At 71.3% G+C, this 16,205-nt stretch carries 13 protein-coding genes; 11 read left to right on the forward strand and 2 right to left on the reverse strand.

The window, feature by feature from the left end; translation table 11 throughout:
* Window positions 1–13 precede the first annotated feature (13 nt).
* The 6 genes from FRANEAN1_RS05355 (at window position 14) to leuA (ending at window position 8,307) form a co-directional block, all read left to right on the forward strand.
* Window positions 14–1,984, forward strand: a complete 1,971-nt coding sequence (locus tag FRANEAN1_RS05355; RefSeq protein ID WP_347176989.1) for an acetolactate synthase large subunit — start codon at window positions 14–16, stop codon at window positions 1,982–1,984.
* A complete protein-coding gene (gene ilvN, locus FRANEAN1_RS05360; RefSeq protein ID WP_020458728.1) occupies window positions 1,981–2,505 on the forward strand; it encodes an acetolactate synthase small subunit in 525 nt (174 codons plus the stop codon). The genes FRANEAN1_RS05355 and ilvN overlap by 4 nt, the downstream gene beginning before the upstream one ends.
* Before the next feature lie 49 nt (window positions 2,506–2,554).
* Window positions 2,555–3,550, forward strand: a complete 996-nt coding sequence (gene ilvC, locus FRANEAN1_RS05365) for a ketol-acid reductoisomerase (RefSeq protein WP_020458729.1) — start codon at window positions 2,555–2,557, stop codon at window positions 3,548–3,550.
* A 244-nt stretch (window positions 3,551–3,794) separates the two neighbouring features.
* Window positions 3,795–5,384 (forward strand): phosphoglycerate dehydrogenase, encoded by a 1,590-nt coding sequence (gene serA, locus FRANEAN1_RS05370; protein ID WP_020458730.1) that lies wholly within the window; start codon window positions 3,795–3,797, stop codon window positions 5,382–5,384.
* 139 nt (window positions 5,385–5,523) lie between these two features.
* Window positions 5,524–6,411, forward strand: coding sequence for a septum formation family protein (locus tag FRANEAN1_RS05375; protein WP_020458731.1), 888 nt, complete (start codon window positions 5,524–5,526; stop codon window positions 6,409–6,411).
* Window positions 6,412–6,636: 225 nt separating this feature from the next.
* Entirely contained in the window at window positions 6,637–8,307 is a 1,671-nt protein-coding gene (gene leuA, locus FRANEAN1_RS05380) for a 2-isopropylmalate synthase (protein WP_347176990.1), read from the forward strand.
* A gap of 80 nt (window positions 8,308–8,387) precedes the next feature.
* Here leuA and FRANEAN1_RS05385 read toward each other — a convergent pair whose 3' ends face one another.
* On the reverse strand, window positions 8,388–8,687 hold the full coding sequence (locus FRANEAN1_RS05385; protein WP_020458733.1) for a DUF1059 domain-containing protein: 300 nt from the start codon (window positions 8,685–8,687) through the stop codon (window positions 8,388–8,390).
* Window positions 8,684–10,054, reverse strand: coding sequence for an EAL domain-containing protein (locus tag FRANEAN1_RS05390; RefSeq protein ID WP_020458734.1), 1,371 nt, complete (start codon window positions 10,052–10,054; stop codon window positions 8,684–8,686). The genes FRANEAN1_RS05385 and FRANEAN1_RS05390 overlap by 4 nt, the downstream gene beginning before the upstream one ends.
* A 431-nt stretch (window positions 10,055–10,485) precedes the next feature.
* On the opposite strand from FRANEAN1_RS05390, the gene FRANEAN1_RS05395 reads away from it, so the two are divergent.
* The 5 genes from FRANEAN1_RS05395 (at window position 10,486) to cimA (ending at window position 16,121) form a co-directional block, all read left to right on the forward strand.
* Window positions 10,486–11,514 carry a 3-isopropylmalate dehydrogenase gene (locus FRANEAN1_RS05395; protein WP_020458735.1) on the forward strand — a complete coding sequence of 343 codons (1,029 nt, stop codon included), beginning with the start codon at window positions 10,486–10,488 and terminating at the stop codon, window positions 11,512–11,514.
* Window positions 11,515–11,961: 447 nt separating this feature from the next.
* Window positions 11,962–12,885, forward strand: coding sequence for a branched-chain-amino-acid transaminase (gene ilvE, locus FRANEAN1_RS05400; RefSeq protein ID WP_020458736.1), 924 nt, complete (start codon window positions 11,962–11,964; stop codon window positions 12,883–12,885).
* Between the two features lie 231 nt (window positions 12,886–13,116).
* On the forward strand, window positions 13,117–13,485 hold the full coding sequence (locus tag FRANEAN1_RS05405; protein WP_347176991.1) for a CBS domain-containing protein: 369 nt from the start codon (window positions 13,117–13,119) through the stop codon (window positions 13,483–13,485).
* Between the two features lie 117 nt (window positions 13,486–13,602).
* Window positions 13,603–14,280 carry a Crp/Fnr family transcriptional regulator gene (locus tag FRANEAN1_RS05410; RefSeq protein WP_041255536.1) on the forward strand — a complete coding sequence of 226 codons (678 nt, stop codon included), beginning with the start codon at window positions 13,603–13,605 and terminating at the stop codon, window positions 14,278–14,280.
* Between the two features lie 260 nt (window positions 14,281–14,540).
* Window positions 14,541–16,121 carry a citramalate synthase gene (cimA, locus tag FRANEAN1_RS05415; RefSeq protein ID WP_041255538.1) on the forward strand — a complete coding sequence of 527 codons (1,581 nt, stop codon included), beginning with the start codon at window positions 14,541–14,543 and terminating at the stop codon, window positions 16,119–16,121.
* Window positions 16,122–16,205: the final 84 nt, after the last annotated feature.

Here is a 16,205-nt window from a genome sequence, read left to right on the forward strand (position 1 = left end):
CCCCTCAGTGCCCATGGCACGAGGGGTTTTTTCGTGTCCGGCCCCGACCCCGGCCCCGCGTGACGCCGTTCCCGGACACGGGCACGGTGGCAACACCGCGCACGGCGACCACCCGTCGCCGTCCGTGGACCCGTCCGTGAACGACGTCCCGTCCGCACCTCGCCGGCCCCGTCAAGGAAGACGACAGATGACCAGAGAGACCAGACAGATCACCGGAGCGCAGTCGCTCGTCCACTCGCTCGAGGCGGTCGGTGCCGACGTGGTCTTCGGCATTCCGGGCGGGGCGATCCTGCCCGCCTACGATCCGCTGTTCGACTCCACCCGGGTCCGGCACGTGCTCGTCCGGCACGAGCAGGGCGCCGGGCACGCCGCCGAGGGGTATGCCCAGGCCACCGGGCGTGTCGGGGTCTGCATGGCGACGTCCGGGCCGGGCGCGACGAACCTCGTGACACCGATCGCGGACGCCTACATGGACTCGGTGCCCATCGTCGCCATCACCGGGCAGGTGCCGAGCGCGGCGATCGGCACCGACGCCTTCCAGGAAGCCGACATCTGCGGCATCACGCTGCCGATCACCAAGCACAACTTCCTGGTGCAGTCGGCGGACGACATCCCACGCACGATCGCCGAGGCGTTCCACATCGCCTCGACGGGGCGCCCGGGCCCGGTGCTGGTCGACCTGCCGAAGGACATCCTGCAGGCGGTCACGTCGGTCCTGCCGCACGAGGTGTGGCCGCCGACGCTCGACCTGCCCGGCTACCGCCCGGTCACCCGGCCGCACGCCAAGCAGGTCCGCGAGGCGGCCAAGATGATCAGTGCGGCGCGCCGGCCGGTGCTCTACGTGGGCGGTGGGGTGCTGAAGGCCCGTGCCGCCGCCGAGCTGCGGGTGCTCGCCGAGCTCACCGGCATCCCGGTGGTCACCACGCTGATGGCGCGCGGCGCGTTCCCCGACTCCCACCCGCAGCACCTGGGCATGCCCGGGATGCACGGCTCCGTCGCCGCGGTCACCGCGATGCAGAAGGCCGACCTGCTGATCACCCTGGGGGCCAGGTTCGACGACCGGGTCACCGGCAAGCTGTCGTCATTCGCGCCCGGCGCGGCCGTCATCCACGCCGACATCGACCCGGCCGAGATCGGCAAGAACCGGATCGCCGACGTGCCGATCGTGGGCGACTGCCGGGAGGTCATCGTCGACCTGACCGCGGCACTGCGCACCGAGGAGCGCCCCGACCTCGAGGGCTGGTGGCGGTCGCTGGACAGGTGGCGCGCGACCTACCCGCTCGGCTACGACCAGCCCGCCGACGGCTCGCTCGCCCCGCAGCAGGTCATCGAGCGGATCGGCCGGATCGCCGGCCCGGAGACCGTTTTCGCGGCCGGGGTGGGGCAGCACCAGATGTGGGCCGCCCAGTTCATCTCCTACGAGCACCCCTACACCTGGCTGAACTCCGGCGGCGCCGGCACCATGGGCTACGCCGTGCCGGCCGCGATGGGCGCCAAGGTCGGCCGCCCGGAGGCCACCGTGTGGGCGATCGACGGCGACGGCTGCTTCCAGATGACCAACCAGGAGCTCGCCACCTGCGCCCTGGAGGGCATCCCGATCAAGGTCGCGGTCATCAACAACGGTTCGCTGGGCATGGTCCGGCAGTGGCAGACGCTCTTCTACGACAAGCGCTACTCGAACACCGACCTGGGCACCCACCCGGTGTCGGCGCGCACCGGGGTGACCCGGGTCCCCGACTTCGTGCGCCTCGCCGAGGCCCTGGGCTGCGTCGGCCTGCGCTGTGAGTCGCCCGCGGACGTGGACGCCACGATCGAGAAGGCGATGAGCATCGACGACGCCCCGGTCGTGGTCGACTTCGTGGTCCACCCCGACGCGATGGTGTGGCCGATGGTGGCCGCCGGCTCGAGCAACGACGAGATCCGCGTCGCCCGCGACATCGCCCCCGACTTCGACTACTCCGGCGACGCGGAGGTCAACCTGTGACCCGGCACACTCTCTCGGTGCTCGTCGAGAACAAGCCCGGCGTCCTGGCCCGGGTGTCCGGCCTGTTCTCCCGGCGCGGCTTCAACATCGAGTCGCTCGCCGTCGGGCCGACCGAGCACGCGGACGTCTCCCGGATGACGATCGTCGTCGCGGTGGAGGACCTGCCGCTGGAGCAGGTCACCAAGCAGCTCAACAAGCTGGTGAACGTGCTGAAGATCGTGGAGATGGACACGGCCGTCTCCGTGCAGCGCGAGCTGATGCTGGTCAAGGTGCGGGCCGACCTCTCGGTCCGCTCCCAGGTGCTCGAGACCGTCCAGCTCTTCCGCGCCAAGGTCGTCGACGTCGCCCCCGACGCGGTCACGATCGAGGCCACCGGTACCCGTGACAAGCTGGACGCGCTCATCCGCATGCTGGAGCCCTTCGGGATCCGCGAGCTGGTCCAGTCCGGCATGGTCGCGCTCGGCCGCGGGTCGCGGTCGATCACCGATCGCAGTCTGCGCGCCGTCGAGCGCTCGGCCTGACTCCCATCCCTCATTCACCCCTCATTTCCCTCGAGGAGATTCACCGAAGATGGTCGAGATCTACTACGACGACGACGCCAACCTCGACAACCTGGCCGACCGCAAGGTCGCCGTGATCGGCTTCGGCAGCCAGGGGCACGCGCACGCGCTGAACCTGCGCGACAGCGGGGTCGACGTCCGCGTCGGGCTGCCGGAGACGAGCACCAGCCGGGCCAAGGCCGAGGAGCAGGGCCTGCGGGTGGTGACCCCGGCGGAGGCGTCCGCCGAGGCCGACATCATCATGATCCTCACGCCGGACACGACCCACCGCAAGATCTACGCCGAGTCGATCGCGCCGCACCTCACCCCCGGCAAGGCGCTGGCGTTCGGGCACGGGTTCAACATCCGGTACGGCCTCATCGAGCCGCCGGCCGGCGTCGACGTCTTCATGGTCGCCCCCAAGGGCCCTGGTCACCTCGTCCGCCGGGTGTTCGTCGAGGGCAAGGGCGTACCGGTGCTCGTCGCCGTCGAGGCCGACGCCACCGGCAAGGCGCTCGACATCGCGCTCGCCTACGCGAAGGGCATCGGCGGCACCCGGGCCGGCGCGCTGCGCACGACCTTCACCGAGGAGACCGAGACCGACCTGTTCGGCGAGCAGGCGGTGCTCTGCGGCGGCGCCAGCGCGCTGGTCCAGGCCGGCTTCGAGACGCTGGTCGAGGCGGGCTACACCCCCGAGGTCGCGTACTTCGAGTGCCTGCACGAGCTGAAGCTGATCGTCGACCTCATGTACGAGGGCGGCATCTCGCAGATGCGCTACTCCATCTCGGACACCGCCGAGTACGGCGACGTCACTCGCGGCCCGCGGGTGATCACCCCGGCGGTCAAGGCCGAGATGCGCAAGATCCTCGACGAGATCCAGGACGGGACGTTCGCCCGCGAGTGGGTCGCCGAGGACGACGCGGGCCGGGCCACCTTCACCAAGCTCGTCGAGGAGGGCAAGCAGCACCCGATCGAGCAGGTCGGTGGCAAGCTCCGCCCGATGATGTCCTGGATCGCGAAGGACTGAGGCGAGCCGGGCCGGGCGGCACGTGCCGCCCGGCCCGTCGACGTGCGCCCGCGCCCGCCGCAGGTGAGAGCGGGCACACCCGTCGCGGCGCCCGAACGTGTCGAGCCGCGTCTGTAGGCTGTACCCGCACCGAACCGCCCACCGATTCGACATCGTCGTCGTCCGCCCGGGCCGCGGCGCAGCGCGTCCATGCCGCTGCGTCCTCCCCAGCGGTGGCCGGCGACGAGCGTGCTAGGAGCAGACCGTGCCCGTCGTACTCGTCGCCGAGGAACTCTCACCGGCCGGGCTGGAGGTCCTGTCCGGGGACTTCGAGATCCGCCATGTGGACGGGGCCGACCGGTCCGCCCTGCTGCCGGCGCTGGCGGACGTCGACGCGGTCCTCATCCGCTCGGCGACGAAGATCGACGCCGAGGCGCTCGCGGCCGCCCCGCGGCTGAAGGTCGTGGCCCGCGCCGGGATCGGGCTCGACAACGTCGACGTCCCCGCCGCCACCAACCGCGGCGTCATGGTGGTGAACGCGCCGCAGTCGAACATCGTCAGTGCCGCCGAGCACGCCATCGCACTGCTGCTCGCGGTCGCCCGCCGGGTCCCGGCCGCCCATGAGTCGCTCGTCGGCGGTGAGTGGAAGCGCTCGAAGTACGTCGGCGTGGAGCTGACGGAGAAGACCGCGGGCGTCGTCGGCCTCGGCCGCATCGGTGTCCTGGTCGCGCAGCGGCTGGCGGCCTTCGGCATGAAGGTCCTGGCCTACGACCCCTATGTCTCCGTCGCCCGCGCCTCGCAGCTCGGTGTGCGCCTGGTGGACCTCGACGAGCTGCTCACGTCCAGCGACGTCATCACGATCCACCTGCCGAAGACACCCGAGACGCTGGGGCTCATCGGGGCCGACGAGCTGGCCCGGGTGAAGCCGGGCGTGATCATCGTCAACGCGGCGCGCGGCGGCCTGGTCGACGAGGGCGCCCTGGCCGACGCGGTCCGGTCCGGCCGGGTCGGCGGTGTCGGGCTCGACGTGTACGTCAAGGAGCCGACCACCTCCTCGCCGCTGTTCGGGCTGGAGAACGTCGTCGTCACCCCGCACCTGGGCGCCTCGACGCAGGAGGCGCAGGACAAGGCCGGTCTGGCCGTGGCCCGTTCGGTGCGCCTCGCGCTCAGCGGCGAGTTCGTCCCGGACGCGGTGAACGTGCAGGCCGGCGGGGTCGTGGCCGAGGACGTGCGGCCCGGTCTGCCGCTGGCGGAGAAGCTGGGCCAGCTCTTCTCCGGGCTGGCCGCGGGCGTGGCCGCCGCGATCACCGTCGAGGTGCGCGGCGAGATCGCCGCGCACGACGTGTCGGTGCTGCAGCTCGCCGTCCTCAAGGGTGTCTTCATCGACATCGTCGAGGAGCAGGTCACCTACGTGAACGCGCCGCTGATCGCCAAGGAGCGCGGCGTCGACGTGGCGCTGGAGACCTCCGAGGAGAGCCCCGACTACCGCAACCTCGTCACGGTGCGCGGTGTCCTGCCCGACGGGACGGCGGTGTCGGTCAGCGGGACGCTCGTCGGCTCCCGCCAGGTCGAGAAGATCACCGCGATCGACGGGTTCGAGGTCGACCTGCGTCCCGAGGACCACCTGGCGTTCTTCCGTTACGAGGATCGTCCCGGCATCGTCGGGGCCGTCGGCGCGCTGCTGGGCGAGGCCCACATCAACATCGCCAACGCTCAGGTCAGCCGGCTCAGCGCCGGTGGCGAGGCCCTCATGTCGCTGTCCCTGGACGACGCGGTGGCGCCCGACATCCTGGCCGAGATCGCCAAGATCATCGGTGCGTCGTACGCCCGCGCGGTGAGCATCTCCGCGGGCTGAGCGCGCCCCGGTGCAGGTAGGGCGCCTGTGCGGCGGGATTCTCCGTACTTGACCGGGGTCGTGACGTCTCGGCCCGGTGTGGGTGATCTTTAGCGGGAAGCGGCGCTCTTGCGCGCTTGCTCGCGTTACCGTGACAGGCATGGCGGCACGGCACCCGGATCCGTTCGAGGACCTTCGGCTCGACGAGCGCTTCGTCCGGTCGGCCCGGTTTCTCGAGCCATCGGCCCGCGAGCGGGCCGGTCAGGTTGCTCGGGCCCACGGGACACGGTGCCAGGTGGTGCCCGCGCCCCGTGGCCTGCAGGGATTCGTCCACCGGCTGTTCGTCGCGCCGCCACGCCCGGCGCCGCGGACGAGGCGACTCACCCGGGTGCTGGCGGTTGTCACGCTCGCCGTCGGCATGATCAGCCTGACGTTCGTGGCGCTGCGCCAGACCGCAGGCCGCGGCACACCGGTGGCGACGGAACCGCTGCCGGTCTCGCAGGTCAGCACCCCCGTCGGCGGGCCGGCGTCGGCGAGCAGCGTGGGTGAGCTCGCCGACGGCGCCGCGGCCACCGGCGGTGGGAGCGGGGGCGGTGTCGGGTTCTCGGCCAGCTCGGTTCCGCTCACCGTCGACCCCGCGGTCGGGGTGCCGGGGGGCTTCGACCTGGCGCCCGGGCTGTTCGCCGCGATCCGCAAGGGTGACTGCATGGCCTGGTCGGCCCGGTCCGTGTCTCCGGTCACGCCGGTCCGCGTCGACTGTGCGGCCCCGCACGTCGACGAGGTCACGAAGATCGTCAATCTCGGCGGCCGCTTCGCCGACTGGCCCGGCGTCGAGGTCCTGCACACCACGGCGCGGGACGTCTGCGCCGGGTCGATGCGCGAGTACGTCGGCGCCCTCGACGTGGCCCCGCACCAGGTCGTCGGGTCGGTGCGGCCGGACGAGGCGAGCTGGGAGCGGGGGGTACGAGCCGTGGTCTGCACCATCCGCTCGGATGATCTCGCCGCGCGCTCGGGGCGGTTCGTGGTGGCTGGCGCCGTCCGGAGCTGACCGCTGGGCCGGCGGGTGGGCTGAGCGATCCGGTAAACTGCCACCGTGATGCGTGCGCTGCTTCTTCTTAGGTGCCGCGGCGGGGCCTGATCCGATCCGGAGAGATGGCTGGCTTCCCCGCCGCGGAGTTCTCGTGCGTCAGCGCTGGGTCCCGCTCGGCGGGGGATAACCGCCGGCTCTTCCGAGGAAGCAGGAGCAGTGATCACACCGCAGCAACCGTCCGGCATGCCCATTGAGAAGTACCGCCCGTTCCCGGCGGTCGCGCTGCCGGACCGCACCTGGCCCAACGCCACGATCACCGAGGCCCCGCGCTGGTGCAGCGTCGACCTGCGGGACGGCAACCAGGCCCTGATCGACCCGATGACGCCGTCGCGCAAGATGCAGCTGTTCGAGCTGCTGGTCGCGATGGGCTACAAGGAGATCGAGGTCGGCTTCCCGGCGGCGAGCCAGACCGACTTCGACTTCGTCCGTCAGCTGATCGAGGATGACCTGATCCCCGACGACGTGACGATCCAGGTGCTGACCCAGGCCCGCGAGGAGCTGATCGAGCGCACCGTCACCTCGCTGGTCGGTTCCGACCGCGCTCTGATCCATCTGTACAACTCGACCTCCACCCTGCAGCGTCGCGTCGTGTTCGGCCTGGACCGGGCCGGCGTCACCGACATCGCGGTGCAGGGTGCCCGCTGGTGCGCCCAGTACGCGGAGAAGCTGCTGGAGGGGACCGACGTCCGCTGGCAGTACAGCCCCGAGTCGTTCACCGGTACGGAGCTGGACTACGCCCTGGAGGTCTGCGAGGCGGTGATGGACGTCTGGGCGCCGACCCCGGACAACCCCGTCGTGCTGAACCTGCCCGCCACGGTCGAGATGTCGACGCCGAACGTGTACGCCGACCAGATCGAGTGGATGAGCCGCAACCTGACCCGCCGGGACGCGGTGGTGCTGTCGCTGCACCCGCACAACGACCGGGGCTGCGCGGTCGCCGCGGCGGAGCTGGGCGTCATGGCCGGCGCCGACCGGGTGGAGGGCTGCCTGTTCGGTAACGGCGAGCGTACCGGCAACGTCTGCCTGGTCACGCTGGGGATGAACCTGTTCTCCCAGGGCATCGATCCGATGATCGACCTCTCCGACATCGACGGCGTGCGCCGCACCGTGGAGTACTGCAACCAGCTGCCCGTGCACCCGCGCCATCCCTACGGCGGCGACCTTGTCTACACGGCCTTCTCCGGCTCCCACCAGGACGCCATCAAGAAGGGCTTCGAGGCGATGGAGCGGACCGGCCAGACGCTGTGGGAGGTCCCCTACCTGCCGATCGACCCGAAGGACGTCGGCCGCTCGTACGAGGCCGTCATCCGGGTGAACAGCCAGTCGGGCAAGGGCGGCGTGGCGTACCTGATGAAGTCGGAGTACGCGCTGGACCTGCCCCGCCGGCTGCAGATCGAGTTCTCGGGCGTGGTCCAGAAGCACACCGACGACGCCGGCGGCGAGGTCACGGCCGGCCAGCTCTGGGAGATCTTCACCCGGGAGTACCGGCCGGAGGGCGGGGACCCGGCGGCATCGCTGGAACTGCTCGGATCACGGACGACCGCGGCGAGCGGCGCACGGGACGAGGTGACCGTCTCGGTACGCCTGGACGGCACGGAGACGGTCATCACGGGCAGCGGCAACGGCCCGATCGACGCGTTCGTGGCCGCGCTGTCCGAGCGGGGTGTGCCGGTGCGCGTCCTCGACTACAACGAGCACGCGCTGGGTTCGGGCGCGGACGCCCGTGCCGCGGCCTACCTGGAGGTCGCGGTGGGGGAGACGGTGCTGTGGGGGGTCGGGATCGACCCCAACATCGTCACCGCCTCGCTGCGCGCGGTCGTCAGCGCCGTGAACCGGGCGTCCCGGGAGAGCTGAGTATCCGGCCGGTGCGGGTGGGCGGGATGCCGCGCCGTCGTCCGCACCGGCCACGACCTGCGCCGCGGCCAGTGCCGTGGTCAGTCGTTGAGGGAGGCCGGCTCGGCGTTCCTGATGCCCTGCCGGACCTGGTCGACCAGCTCGGCGGGAACGTCGGCCATCGAGTGGTCGACCCGGGCATGGGTGTTGACCGCGCCGAGGAGCTCGTCCTCGGTGCCGGCGACGAACCGGGCCTCGCAGCCGGGGATGATCGCCCCGCAGTAGAACTCCTTCATGGCGGGCGGCCGCGCGATGCTCACCTCGCGCACCCGCGCGCCCGGGTCGCCGACGGGGCGCGGGCCCATCAGCGCCTGCGCCGTCCAGAATCGGTTCCGCCTCATGTGGCCGACAGATCCGCGAGACGCAGCATCAGGCGCTCCATCCGTACCAGGCCGAGAGGCCGTCCCATCTCGGTCACGATTATCACCGGGTCGAACCGGCAGCCGGCGGGCCGGGTCATCGCCCGGCGGGCGACCTCCGTGACGGGCTCGTCCGGGAGCGCGAACAGCGACGTGGGAATCCGCTGCGGCTCCCGCCCACCCGCGCCGCCGGCCAGCCGCACGGCGACCGGCCGGCACCGGTTGCTGACGATGATGGCAGTCCCGCCACCGGAACCGTCGCCCCTGAGCGTTTCGTGATCCTCGGCGTGTTCTTCGGCGTGTTCCTCGGGACGTCCGCCCGGGGACGGCGAGCCGGCGTCGTCGCCCGGCGCGGGCGAGTGCACGCAGGGCGGGCAGCCCGGGACCTGGCCGCAGCGCCCGTAGTCGCCGGTCGAGATCCGGACCGGCTCCATCAGGCTCACGATGCGCGAGGAACGGTCGGAGCGCGCGGAGAGCAGCCTGATCCGCCTGGCCACGGCCGGGTCAAGCTCCTGCCAGCGGGCGGACGGCCGTCCGAGCAGGAAGCCCTGCCCGAGGGGGACGCCGAGGGCGACCAGCATGGTCAGCTCCTGGACGCGCTCCACACCCTCGGCGATGACCCAGCCGTTGAGGCGGCTGGCGAATCCGCCGACCAGCTCGGTGAGTGCGATCTTCACCTGGTCGTCGTCGATGTTCGAGACCAGTGACGCGTCGAGTTTCACGAAATCGGGCCGGATGTGGGTGAGCTGGCGCAGGCCGGCATATCCCGAACCGACATCGTCCATGGCGAGGAACGCGCCGTGGTCCCGCAGCTCCTGCGAGGTCGCCGTCAGACCGGTCGCGCGCTCGATGTCGACGGCCTCGTTCAGCTCGAGAACGATGCGGGAGAGATCGGCGCTCCGCCAGACCGCCGCGACCTCGGGGGAGGAAAGAAGATGCGGTAACACGTTGACGGCGAGAAAACAACGGTCGGGAAGATGATCGCGGGCGGCGAGTGCCCGGCGCAGGACCCGGGCCTCGAGCTCGGCCGCGCAGCCGCGGCGGTCCGCCTCGCCGAACACGAGATGGGGTGCGTTGCGCGGGTCCGGGCCGAAGCGTGCCAGGGCCTCGTAGCCGGCCGTGACGCCGCGGCGCAGGTCCACGATTGGCTGGAAGACAAGGGACGGCGTGTCGGGGTCGGCCAGGATGCCGTCGAGATCCGGCTGCGTGGGCAGGCCGGGAACCTGGCGGCGTCCGTCCGCGGGGCGGGCTCCGCCCGCCTCGTCCACCTGACCCTGACCGGCGGGTCCGCGCGACCCCGGTAGACCGGCCTCGACCGGGTGCCTGATGGTCGACTGTTGAGGAACCATGCGCCGTGCACCCCCTCGTGTCGCCGCACGCCGCATCGTCGATGTTGTTGATTTCTTATCACTTTTTCAACGCTCTGGGCACGGTTGGTGGCGGGAGTTGTGGCGCCGTTCGAGTGCGTGGTCCGAATTTTGTCTGCTGCGCATTTATCGTGGCCAGGCCGATTGTGGTCCGGTTGATGTGGTGGCGTCTTTGTCTGCTGCCGCTTACGTCAACGCGCGATGTGTCCTCGTATGTCGTCTCCTGGTTCAGTGGAATGACGACCGGCGACGGCCGGGGCGGCATGATCCGTCGCCGGTGACCCGGGCCGCCCCGGGGTGGCCCGCGGGCTGTTCCCCGGGGCGGCCCGGGGCGGCCCGGCGCCCGTCCGGCCTGGTCGCGCCCGGGGCGGGCGCGCCGGACGTCCACGCCGGGCGGACTAAAGTCGAGCCCCATGAGGCTTGCGGTCATTGGTGGCGACGGAATCGGCCCGGAAGTGGTCGCGGAGGGGCTGCGCGTGCTACGCGCCGTGCATCCCAAAGTGGAGACCACCGACTACGACCTGGGCGCGCGGCGCTGGCACGAGACCGGCGAGACCCTGCCCGACAGCGTCCTGGCGGAGCTGCGCGGGCACGACGCGATCCTGCTCGGCGCTGTCGGCGACCCCGGGGTACCCAGCGGCGTCCTGGAACGCGGGCTGCTGCTGCGGCTGCGGTTCGAGCTGGACCACCACGTCAACCTCCGGCCGGTCCGGCTGTACCCCGGAGTGACCTCACCGCTCGCCGGTGACCCCGCCATCGACATGATCGTGGTGCGGGAGGGGACGGAGGGCCCCTACGCCGGCGCCGGCGGCACTCTGCGGCGCGGGACGCCGCAGGAGGTGGCGACCGAGGAGAGCCTGAACACGCGCTTCGGGGTCGAGCGGGTCGTGCGCGACGCCTTCGCGCGGGCGAGCCGGCGTCCCCGCGCCCACCTCACCCTGGTACACAAGACCAACGTGCTCACCAAGGCGGGCGACCTGTGGGCCCGCACGGTCGCCGAGGTCGGCGCCGAGTTCCCCGCCGTCAGCGTCGACTACCAGCACGTGGACGCCGCGTCGATGTTCTTCGTGACCGACCCGGCCCGGTTCGACGTGGTGGTCACCGACAACATGTTCGGCGACATCCTGACCGACATCGGCGCCGCGATCACCGGCGGCATCGGGCTCGCCGCCAGCGGGAACCTCGACCCCTCGGGCGCGAACCCGAGCATGTTCGAGCCGGTCCACGGCAGCGCTCCCGACATCGCCGGCCAGGGGCTGGCGGACCCGACCGCGACGGTCGCCTCGGTCGCGATGCTGCTGGACCACCTCGGCCACGCCGACGAGGCGGCCCGGGTGGAGGGCGCGGTGGCCGCGTCGCTGGCCGCCCGCGCCGCGGCCGGCGGTGCCCGCCGCTCCACCCGCGAGATCGGCGACGACCTGGCCACCCGCGCCGCGGGCTGAGCCGGGCCCCACTCCGACCGGCCGCGCGAGCGGGAACGATCGCGCGGCCGGCGAGCCGGGGGAGAGCCCGGTGTGTCCCCGCCGATTCGTCGTTCGTTTTCCGTCCGGTCATCCGGCGGCTATTCTTCGGTGAAGCCGTAGATCCGGTACGACGGCAGCCGACAGGGCCCGACCACGGCGACGATCGGCGGTTTCGTCCTCTCTGACCGTTTGTTCGCTGATCGTTCGGCACTTCGCTGATCGTTCGGCACGGAGCCGTTCGTTCGGCACGGAGCTGATCGTTCGGCACGGAGCTGATCGTTCGGCACGGAGCCGTTCGTCACGGCGCCGGTGGGCGACAGCGCAGGCGAGCGCCGGTCAGTGACAGCGTTCGCGCACCGCGGCGCTCGTGCCCGCGGTGCTCGCCAGCCCGCACGTCCCCCTGACGTAGCCCGTCCTGGAGTCATCATGGCCATCACGCCCACCTCGAAGATCTGGATGAGCGGCGAGTTCGTCGACTGGGACGACGCCCGCATCCACGTGCTCAACCCGACCCTGCACTACGGCTGGGGCGTGTTCGAGGGCATCCGTGCCTACTCGACGCCCGTCGGCAGCGCGGTCTTCCGGCTGACCGACCACATCGCCCGCCTGTACCGCAGCGCGAAGATCTACCTGATGGAGCCGACCTTCACGCCGGAGGAGCTTGTCCAGGCGACGAAGGACACCATCGCGGTGAACAACGTCGAGGAGTGCTACATCCGGCCCCTGATCTACCTCGGGTACGGCGAGATGGGCCTCAATCCGCTCCCGTCCTCGATCGAGGTCATGATCGCGGTCTGGCCCTGGGGCTCCTACCTGGGCGAGGACGCCGAGCGCAACGGGGCTCGGGCGACGATCTCGACCTGGCGCCGCAACGACCCGAACATCATCCCGCCGGCCGCAAAGGCGTCCGGCCAGTACCTCAACTCGTCGCTCGCCAAGGTCGCCGCGATCAAGGCCGGTTACGACGAGGCGATCATGACCAGCCCGAACGGCCACATCGCTGACGGCTCCGGCGAGAACGTCTTCATTGTCTCCGGCCGGCAGGTGATCACCCCGCCGCTCAGCGACGGGCCGCTCGGCGGCATCACCCGCGCCTCCGTCATGCAGATCGCCGCGGACCAGGGCTACGAGGTGCGCGAGCAGCACATCGTGCGCACCGACCTCTACCTCGCCGACGAGGCGTTCTTCACCGGCACCGCGGCCGAGATCGTTCCCATCTCCGAGGTGGACGACCGGCGGATCGGCGCGGGCCGGCCCGGCCCGGTCACCCGGGAGATCCTCGACATCTTCCACCAGGCCACCCACGGCGAGGTCGACCGCTACAAGGACTGGAACGAGCTCGTCAGCTGACGTCCCGCCCGGCGGCGAGCCGACTGCGTGACCACGCCGCCGCCGCGTGTGCCCTGGCCAACCCGACCTTGGACGCCTACCGTCTCCAGTAGTCGTTTCACGAGCGCACAAGCGTCCGGAGTCGGAGTTCGGGAGGACGTCATGCGGGTTTCGGAGGGCACGCGTGTTTCGGGGGATACACGCGTTTCGGAGGATATGCGGGCTTCGGAGGGCGTGAGTGTCTCGGAGGGCATGAGCGCTCTGGTCCTCGTCGTCGGGCCCGGGCACACCCTGCGCCAGGCGGCCCGGCTGATGGCCGCCCGGCACGTGGGTGCCGCCGTCGTGCTCGACGGCGACGGCCAGGGGTTCGGAATCCTCACCGAGCGCGACGTCCTGCGGGCGATCGCGGCCGACCAGGATCCGGACGTCGAGGTCGTGGGCGACCATGTCACCCGGGACGTGGTGGTCGCCGCCCCCGACTGGTCACTCGACGAGGCGGCCGCGGCGATGCTGCGCGGCGGGTTCCGGCACCTCGTGGTCACCACCGGCGCCGAGGTCGAGGGCGTGCTTTCGATGCGTGACGTGGTGCGTTGCTGGAGTCGGCAGCGGGTGTCGGCCTGACGTGCCGGCCGCGAGGGGTATTACCGGGCGTGTTTGCATGATCACGATTTTGCGATGAACGTGTCGGCTCCGGGATCTGCGGCACACGAGACCGCCGGGCGGCGCTACGTTCACCGCATGCACGACACTGAGGCGGTCACGCTGCTGCGGGCGACCACGCTGCTGAAGGAGCTCGACGAGGAGGATCTGCTGCGGCTGGCCAGCCGGTCCGTGACCCGGCGTTTCCGCCGGGGTCAGGTGGTCTTCACCGAGGGGGAGCCGGCCGACACCCTCCTCGTCATCGCGTCCGGGCGACTCAAGATCCTCACCAAGGCCGACGACGGGCGCGACCACGTGCTCAACATCGCCGGTCCCCGGGAGACGCTGGGCGAGCTCAACATCGTCGAGGCCGGGACGAGGTCCGCGAGCGTCGAGGCGCTCGAGCCGAGCACCGCGCTGGTGCTCGAGCGCAGCGCCGTGTGGGAGCTCGTCCGGGAGCGCCCGGCTGTCGCCGAGCAGCTCATCCGTGCGCTGGTGGCGCACGTGCGCCGGCTCACCGGGGCGAACGCGGACCTGGTCTTCCTCGATCTCCCGCGCCGGGTCGCGAAGCTGCTGCTGATGCGGATGCGCGAGGCCGGCCGGCCGGTCATCGAGCTGGGCCTGACGCAGACCGAGATCGCGTCGCTGCTGGGCGGCTCGCGCCAGTCGGTCAACCAGGCACTGCGTGAGTTCGAGCGGCGGGCGTGGATCCTGTCCGAAGGTCAGACGATCACCATCATGCAGGTCGACCGCCTCCGCCGGTTCGCGGGCGACTGACCGCTGCGGCGGGCGCGCATGGCACTCGCCACACTTACTACGTGTCCAGCGTGTTACATCGTATGGTGGGACGCTGGCGGCGAACCCGTCCCCGTCGCGCGTTCCGGTCACTGACCAGGCAGACCGGACGCGTGACGGCCAGACACGGTTCCAGCGAGAGGTCCATCGTGGTTCACGACACCCCAGCTCCGCTCGGTTCAGCTCCGCTCGGCTCCGCTCACCTCGGTGCCGCCGGCGGGCTCCCGTTCGACCGGGAGTCGCTGCACATCTACGACACCACGCTGCGCGACGGCACCCAGCAGGAAGGCCTGTCGCTGTCGGTCGCCGACAAGCTGGCGGTCGCCCGGCACCTCGACGACCTGGGTGTCGGCTTCATCGAGGGCGGCTGGCCCGGCTCGAACCCCAAGGACGCCGAGTTCTTCCGGCGGGCCCGCACCGAGCTCGACCTCAACGGCGCGCTGCTGACCGCGTTCGGGTCGACCCGGCGGGCCAGCAAGGCCGTCGCCGACGACTCCCAGGTCGCCGCGCTGCGCGACGCCGGCACCTCCGTGGTCTGCCTGGTGGCCAAGGCCGACCGCCGGCACGTCGAGCGCGCGCTGCGGACCACGCCCGCCGAGAACCTCGCGATGATCCGCGACACCGTCCGTCACCTGACGAACGAGGGCAAGCGGGTCTTCGTCGACGCCGAACACTTCTTCGACGGCCACCGCGCCGACCCCGCCTACGCGCTCGAGATGGTGCGCACCGCGGCCGAGGCCGGTGCCGAGGTGATCGTGCTGTGCGACACCAACGGCGGCATGCTGCCCACCCGGATCGGTGACGTCGTGGCGGCCACGCTCGCGAGCACCGGAGCGCGCCTGGGTATCCACACCCACGACGATGCCGCCTGCGCCGTCGCGAACAGCCTGGTGGCGATCGAGGCCGGGGCCACCCACGTCCAGGGGACCGCCAACGGCTACGGCGAGCGTTGCGGGAACGCCAACCTGTTCAGCGTCGTCGCGGGCCTGGAGACCAAGCTGGGCCGCCAGGTCCTGCCGGCCGGGCGGCTGCGTGAGCTCGTGCGTGTCTCACACGCCATCGACGAGGTCACCAACTCGGCCCCGAGCACGCACCGGCCCTACGTCGGCGCCAGCGCCTTCGCGCACAAGGCCGGCCTGCACGCGAGCGCCGTCAAGGTCGACCCCGACATGTATCAGCACATCGACCCGGCCGCCGTCGGCAACGACATGCGGATGCTCGTCTCCGAACTGGCCGGCCGCGCGACCCTCGAGCTCAAGGGCCGCGAGCTCGGCATGGACCTCTCCGGGGAGCGTGAGGCGCTCGGTCGGGTGCTGGAGATGGTCAAGGACAGGGAGGCCTCCGGCTACGCCTACGAGGCCGCCGAGGCGTCCTTCGAGCTCATGCTGCTGGACGAGGTCTCGGGCCGGGAGCGGTTCTTCACCCTGGAATCCTGGCGGGTCATCGTCGAGCAGCGCTCCGGCGGCGAGGTCGTCAGCGAGGCCACGGTGAAGCTCACCTCCCACGGCGAGCGGCACGTGTCGACGGCGGAGGGCAACGGGCCCGTCAACGCGCTCGACACCGCCCTGCGCAAGGCGCTGGAGAAGGCCTACCCGGGCCTGGCCGATCTCGACCTGGTCGACTACAAGGTCCGCATCCTCGACGGCCGGCAGGGCACCGGTGCGGTCACCCGCGTCCTGGTGGAGACCAGCGACGGCCGCGGCCGCTGGGACACCATCGGCGTCGACGAGAACATCATCGCCGCCTCCTGGGTGGCGCTGCAGGACGCCGTCACCTACGGCCTACGCCGCCAGGGTGAGCGCCCCGACCCGGACGCCGTCTGACGATCTGACCGGGCCGCCCCGATCGCCCGCGCCGCGGGTTCTTCATCATCGGATGATCTACACGGCCAACGCTGTCCGGGGGTT

Source organism: Parafrankia sp. EAN1pec (assembly GCF_000018005.1).
GTDB classification, from domain to species: domain Bacteria; phylum Actinomycetota; class Actinomycetes; order Frankiales; family Frankiaceae; genus Parafrankia; species Parafrankia soli.

Bases quoted from the DNA above. Each gene is read 5' to 3' on its own strand.
- FRANEAN1_RS05355 (WP_347176989.1), top strand. From the start codon at position 14: ATGGCACGAGGGGTTTTTTCGTGTCCGGCCCCGACCCCGGCCCCGCGT.
- ilvC (WP_020458729.1), top strand. From the start codon at position 2,555: ATGGTCGAGATCTACTACGACGACGACGCCAACCTCGACAACCTGGCC.
- ilvE (WP_020458736.1), top strand. From the start codon at position 11,962: ATGGCCATCACGCCCACCTCGAAGATCTGGATGAGCGGCGAGTTCGTC.
- FRANEAN1_RS05390 (WP_020458734.1), bottom strand. From the start codon at position 10,054: ATGGTTCCTCAACAGTCGACCATCAGGCACCCGGTCGAGGCCGGTCTA.
- FRANEAN1_RS05405 (WP_347176991.1), top strand. From the start codon at position 13,117: ATGAGCGCTCTGGTCCTCGTCGTCGGGCCCGGGCACACCCTGCGCCAG.
- leuA (WP_347176990.1), top strand. From the start codon at position 6,637: ATGCCCATTGAGAAGTACCGCCCGTTCCCGGCGGTCGCGCTGCCGGAC.
- FRANEAN1_RS05375 (WP_020458731.1), top strand. From the start codon at position 5,524: ATGGCGGCACGGCACCCGGATCCGTTCGAGGACCTTCGGCTCGACGAG.
- FRANEAN1_RS05410 (WP_041255536.1), top strand. From the start codon at position 13,603: ATGCACGACACTGAGGCGGTCACGCTGCTGCGGGCGACCACGCTGCTG.
- FRANEAN1_RS05385 (WP_020458733.1), bottom strand. From the start codon at position 8,687: ATGAGGCGGAACCGATTCTGGACGGCGCAGGCGCTGATGGGCCCGCGC.
- FRANEAN1_RS05395 (WP_020458735.1), top strand. From the start codon at position 10,486: ATGAGGCTTGCGGTCATTGGTGGCGACGGAATCGGCCCGGAAGTGGTC.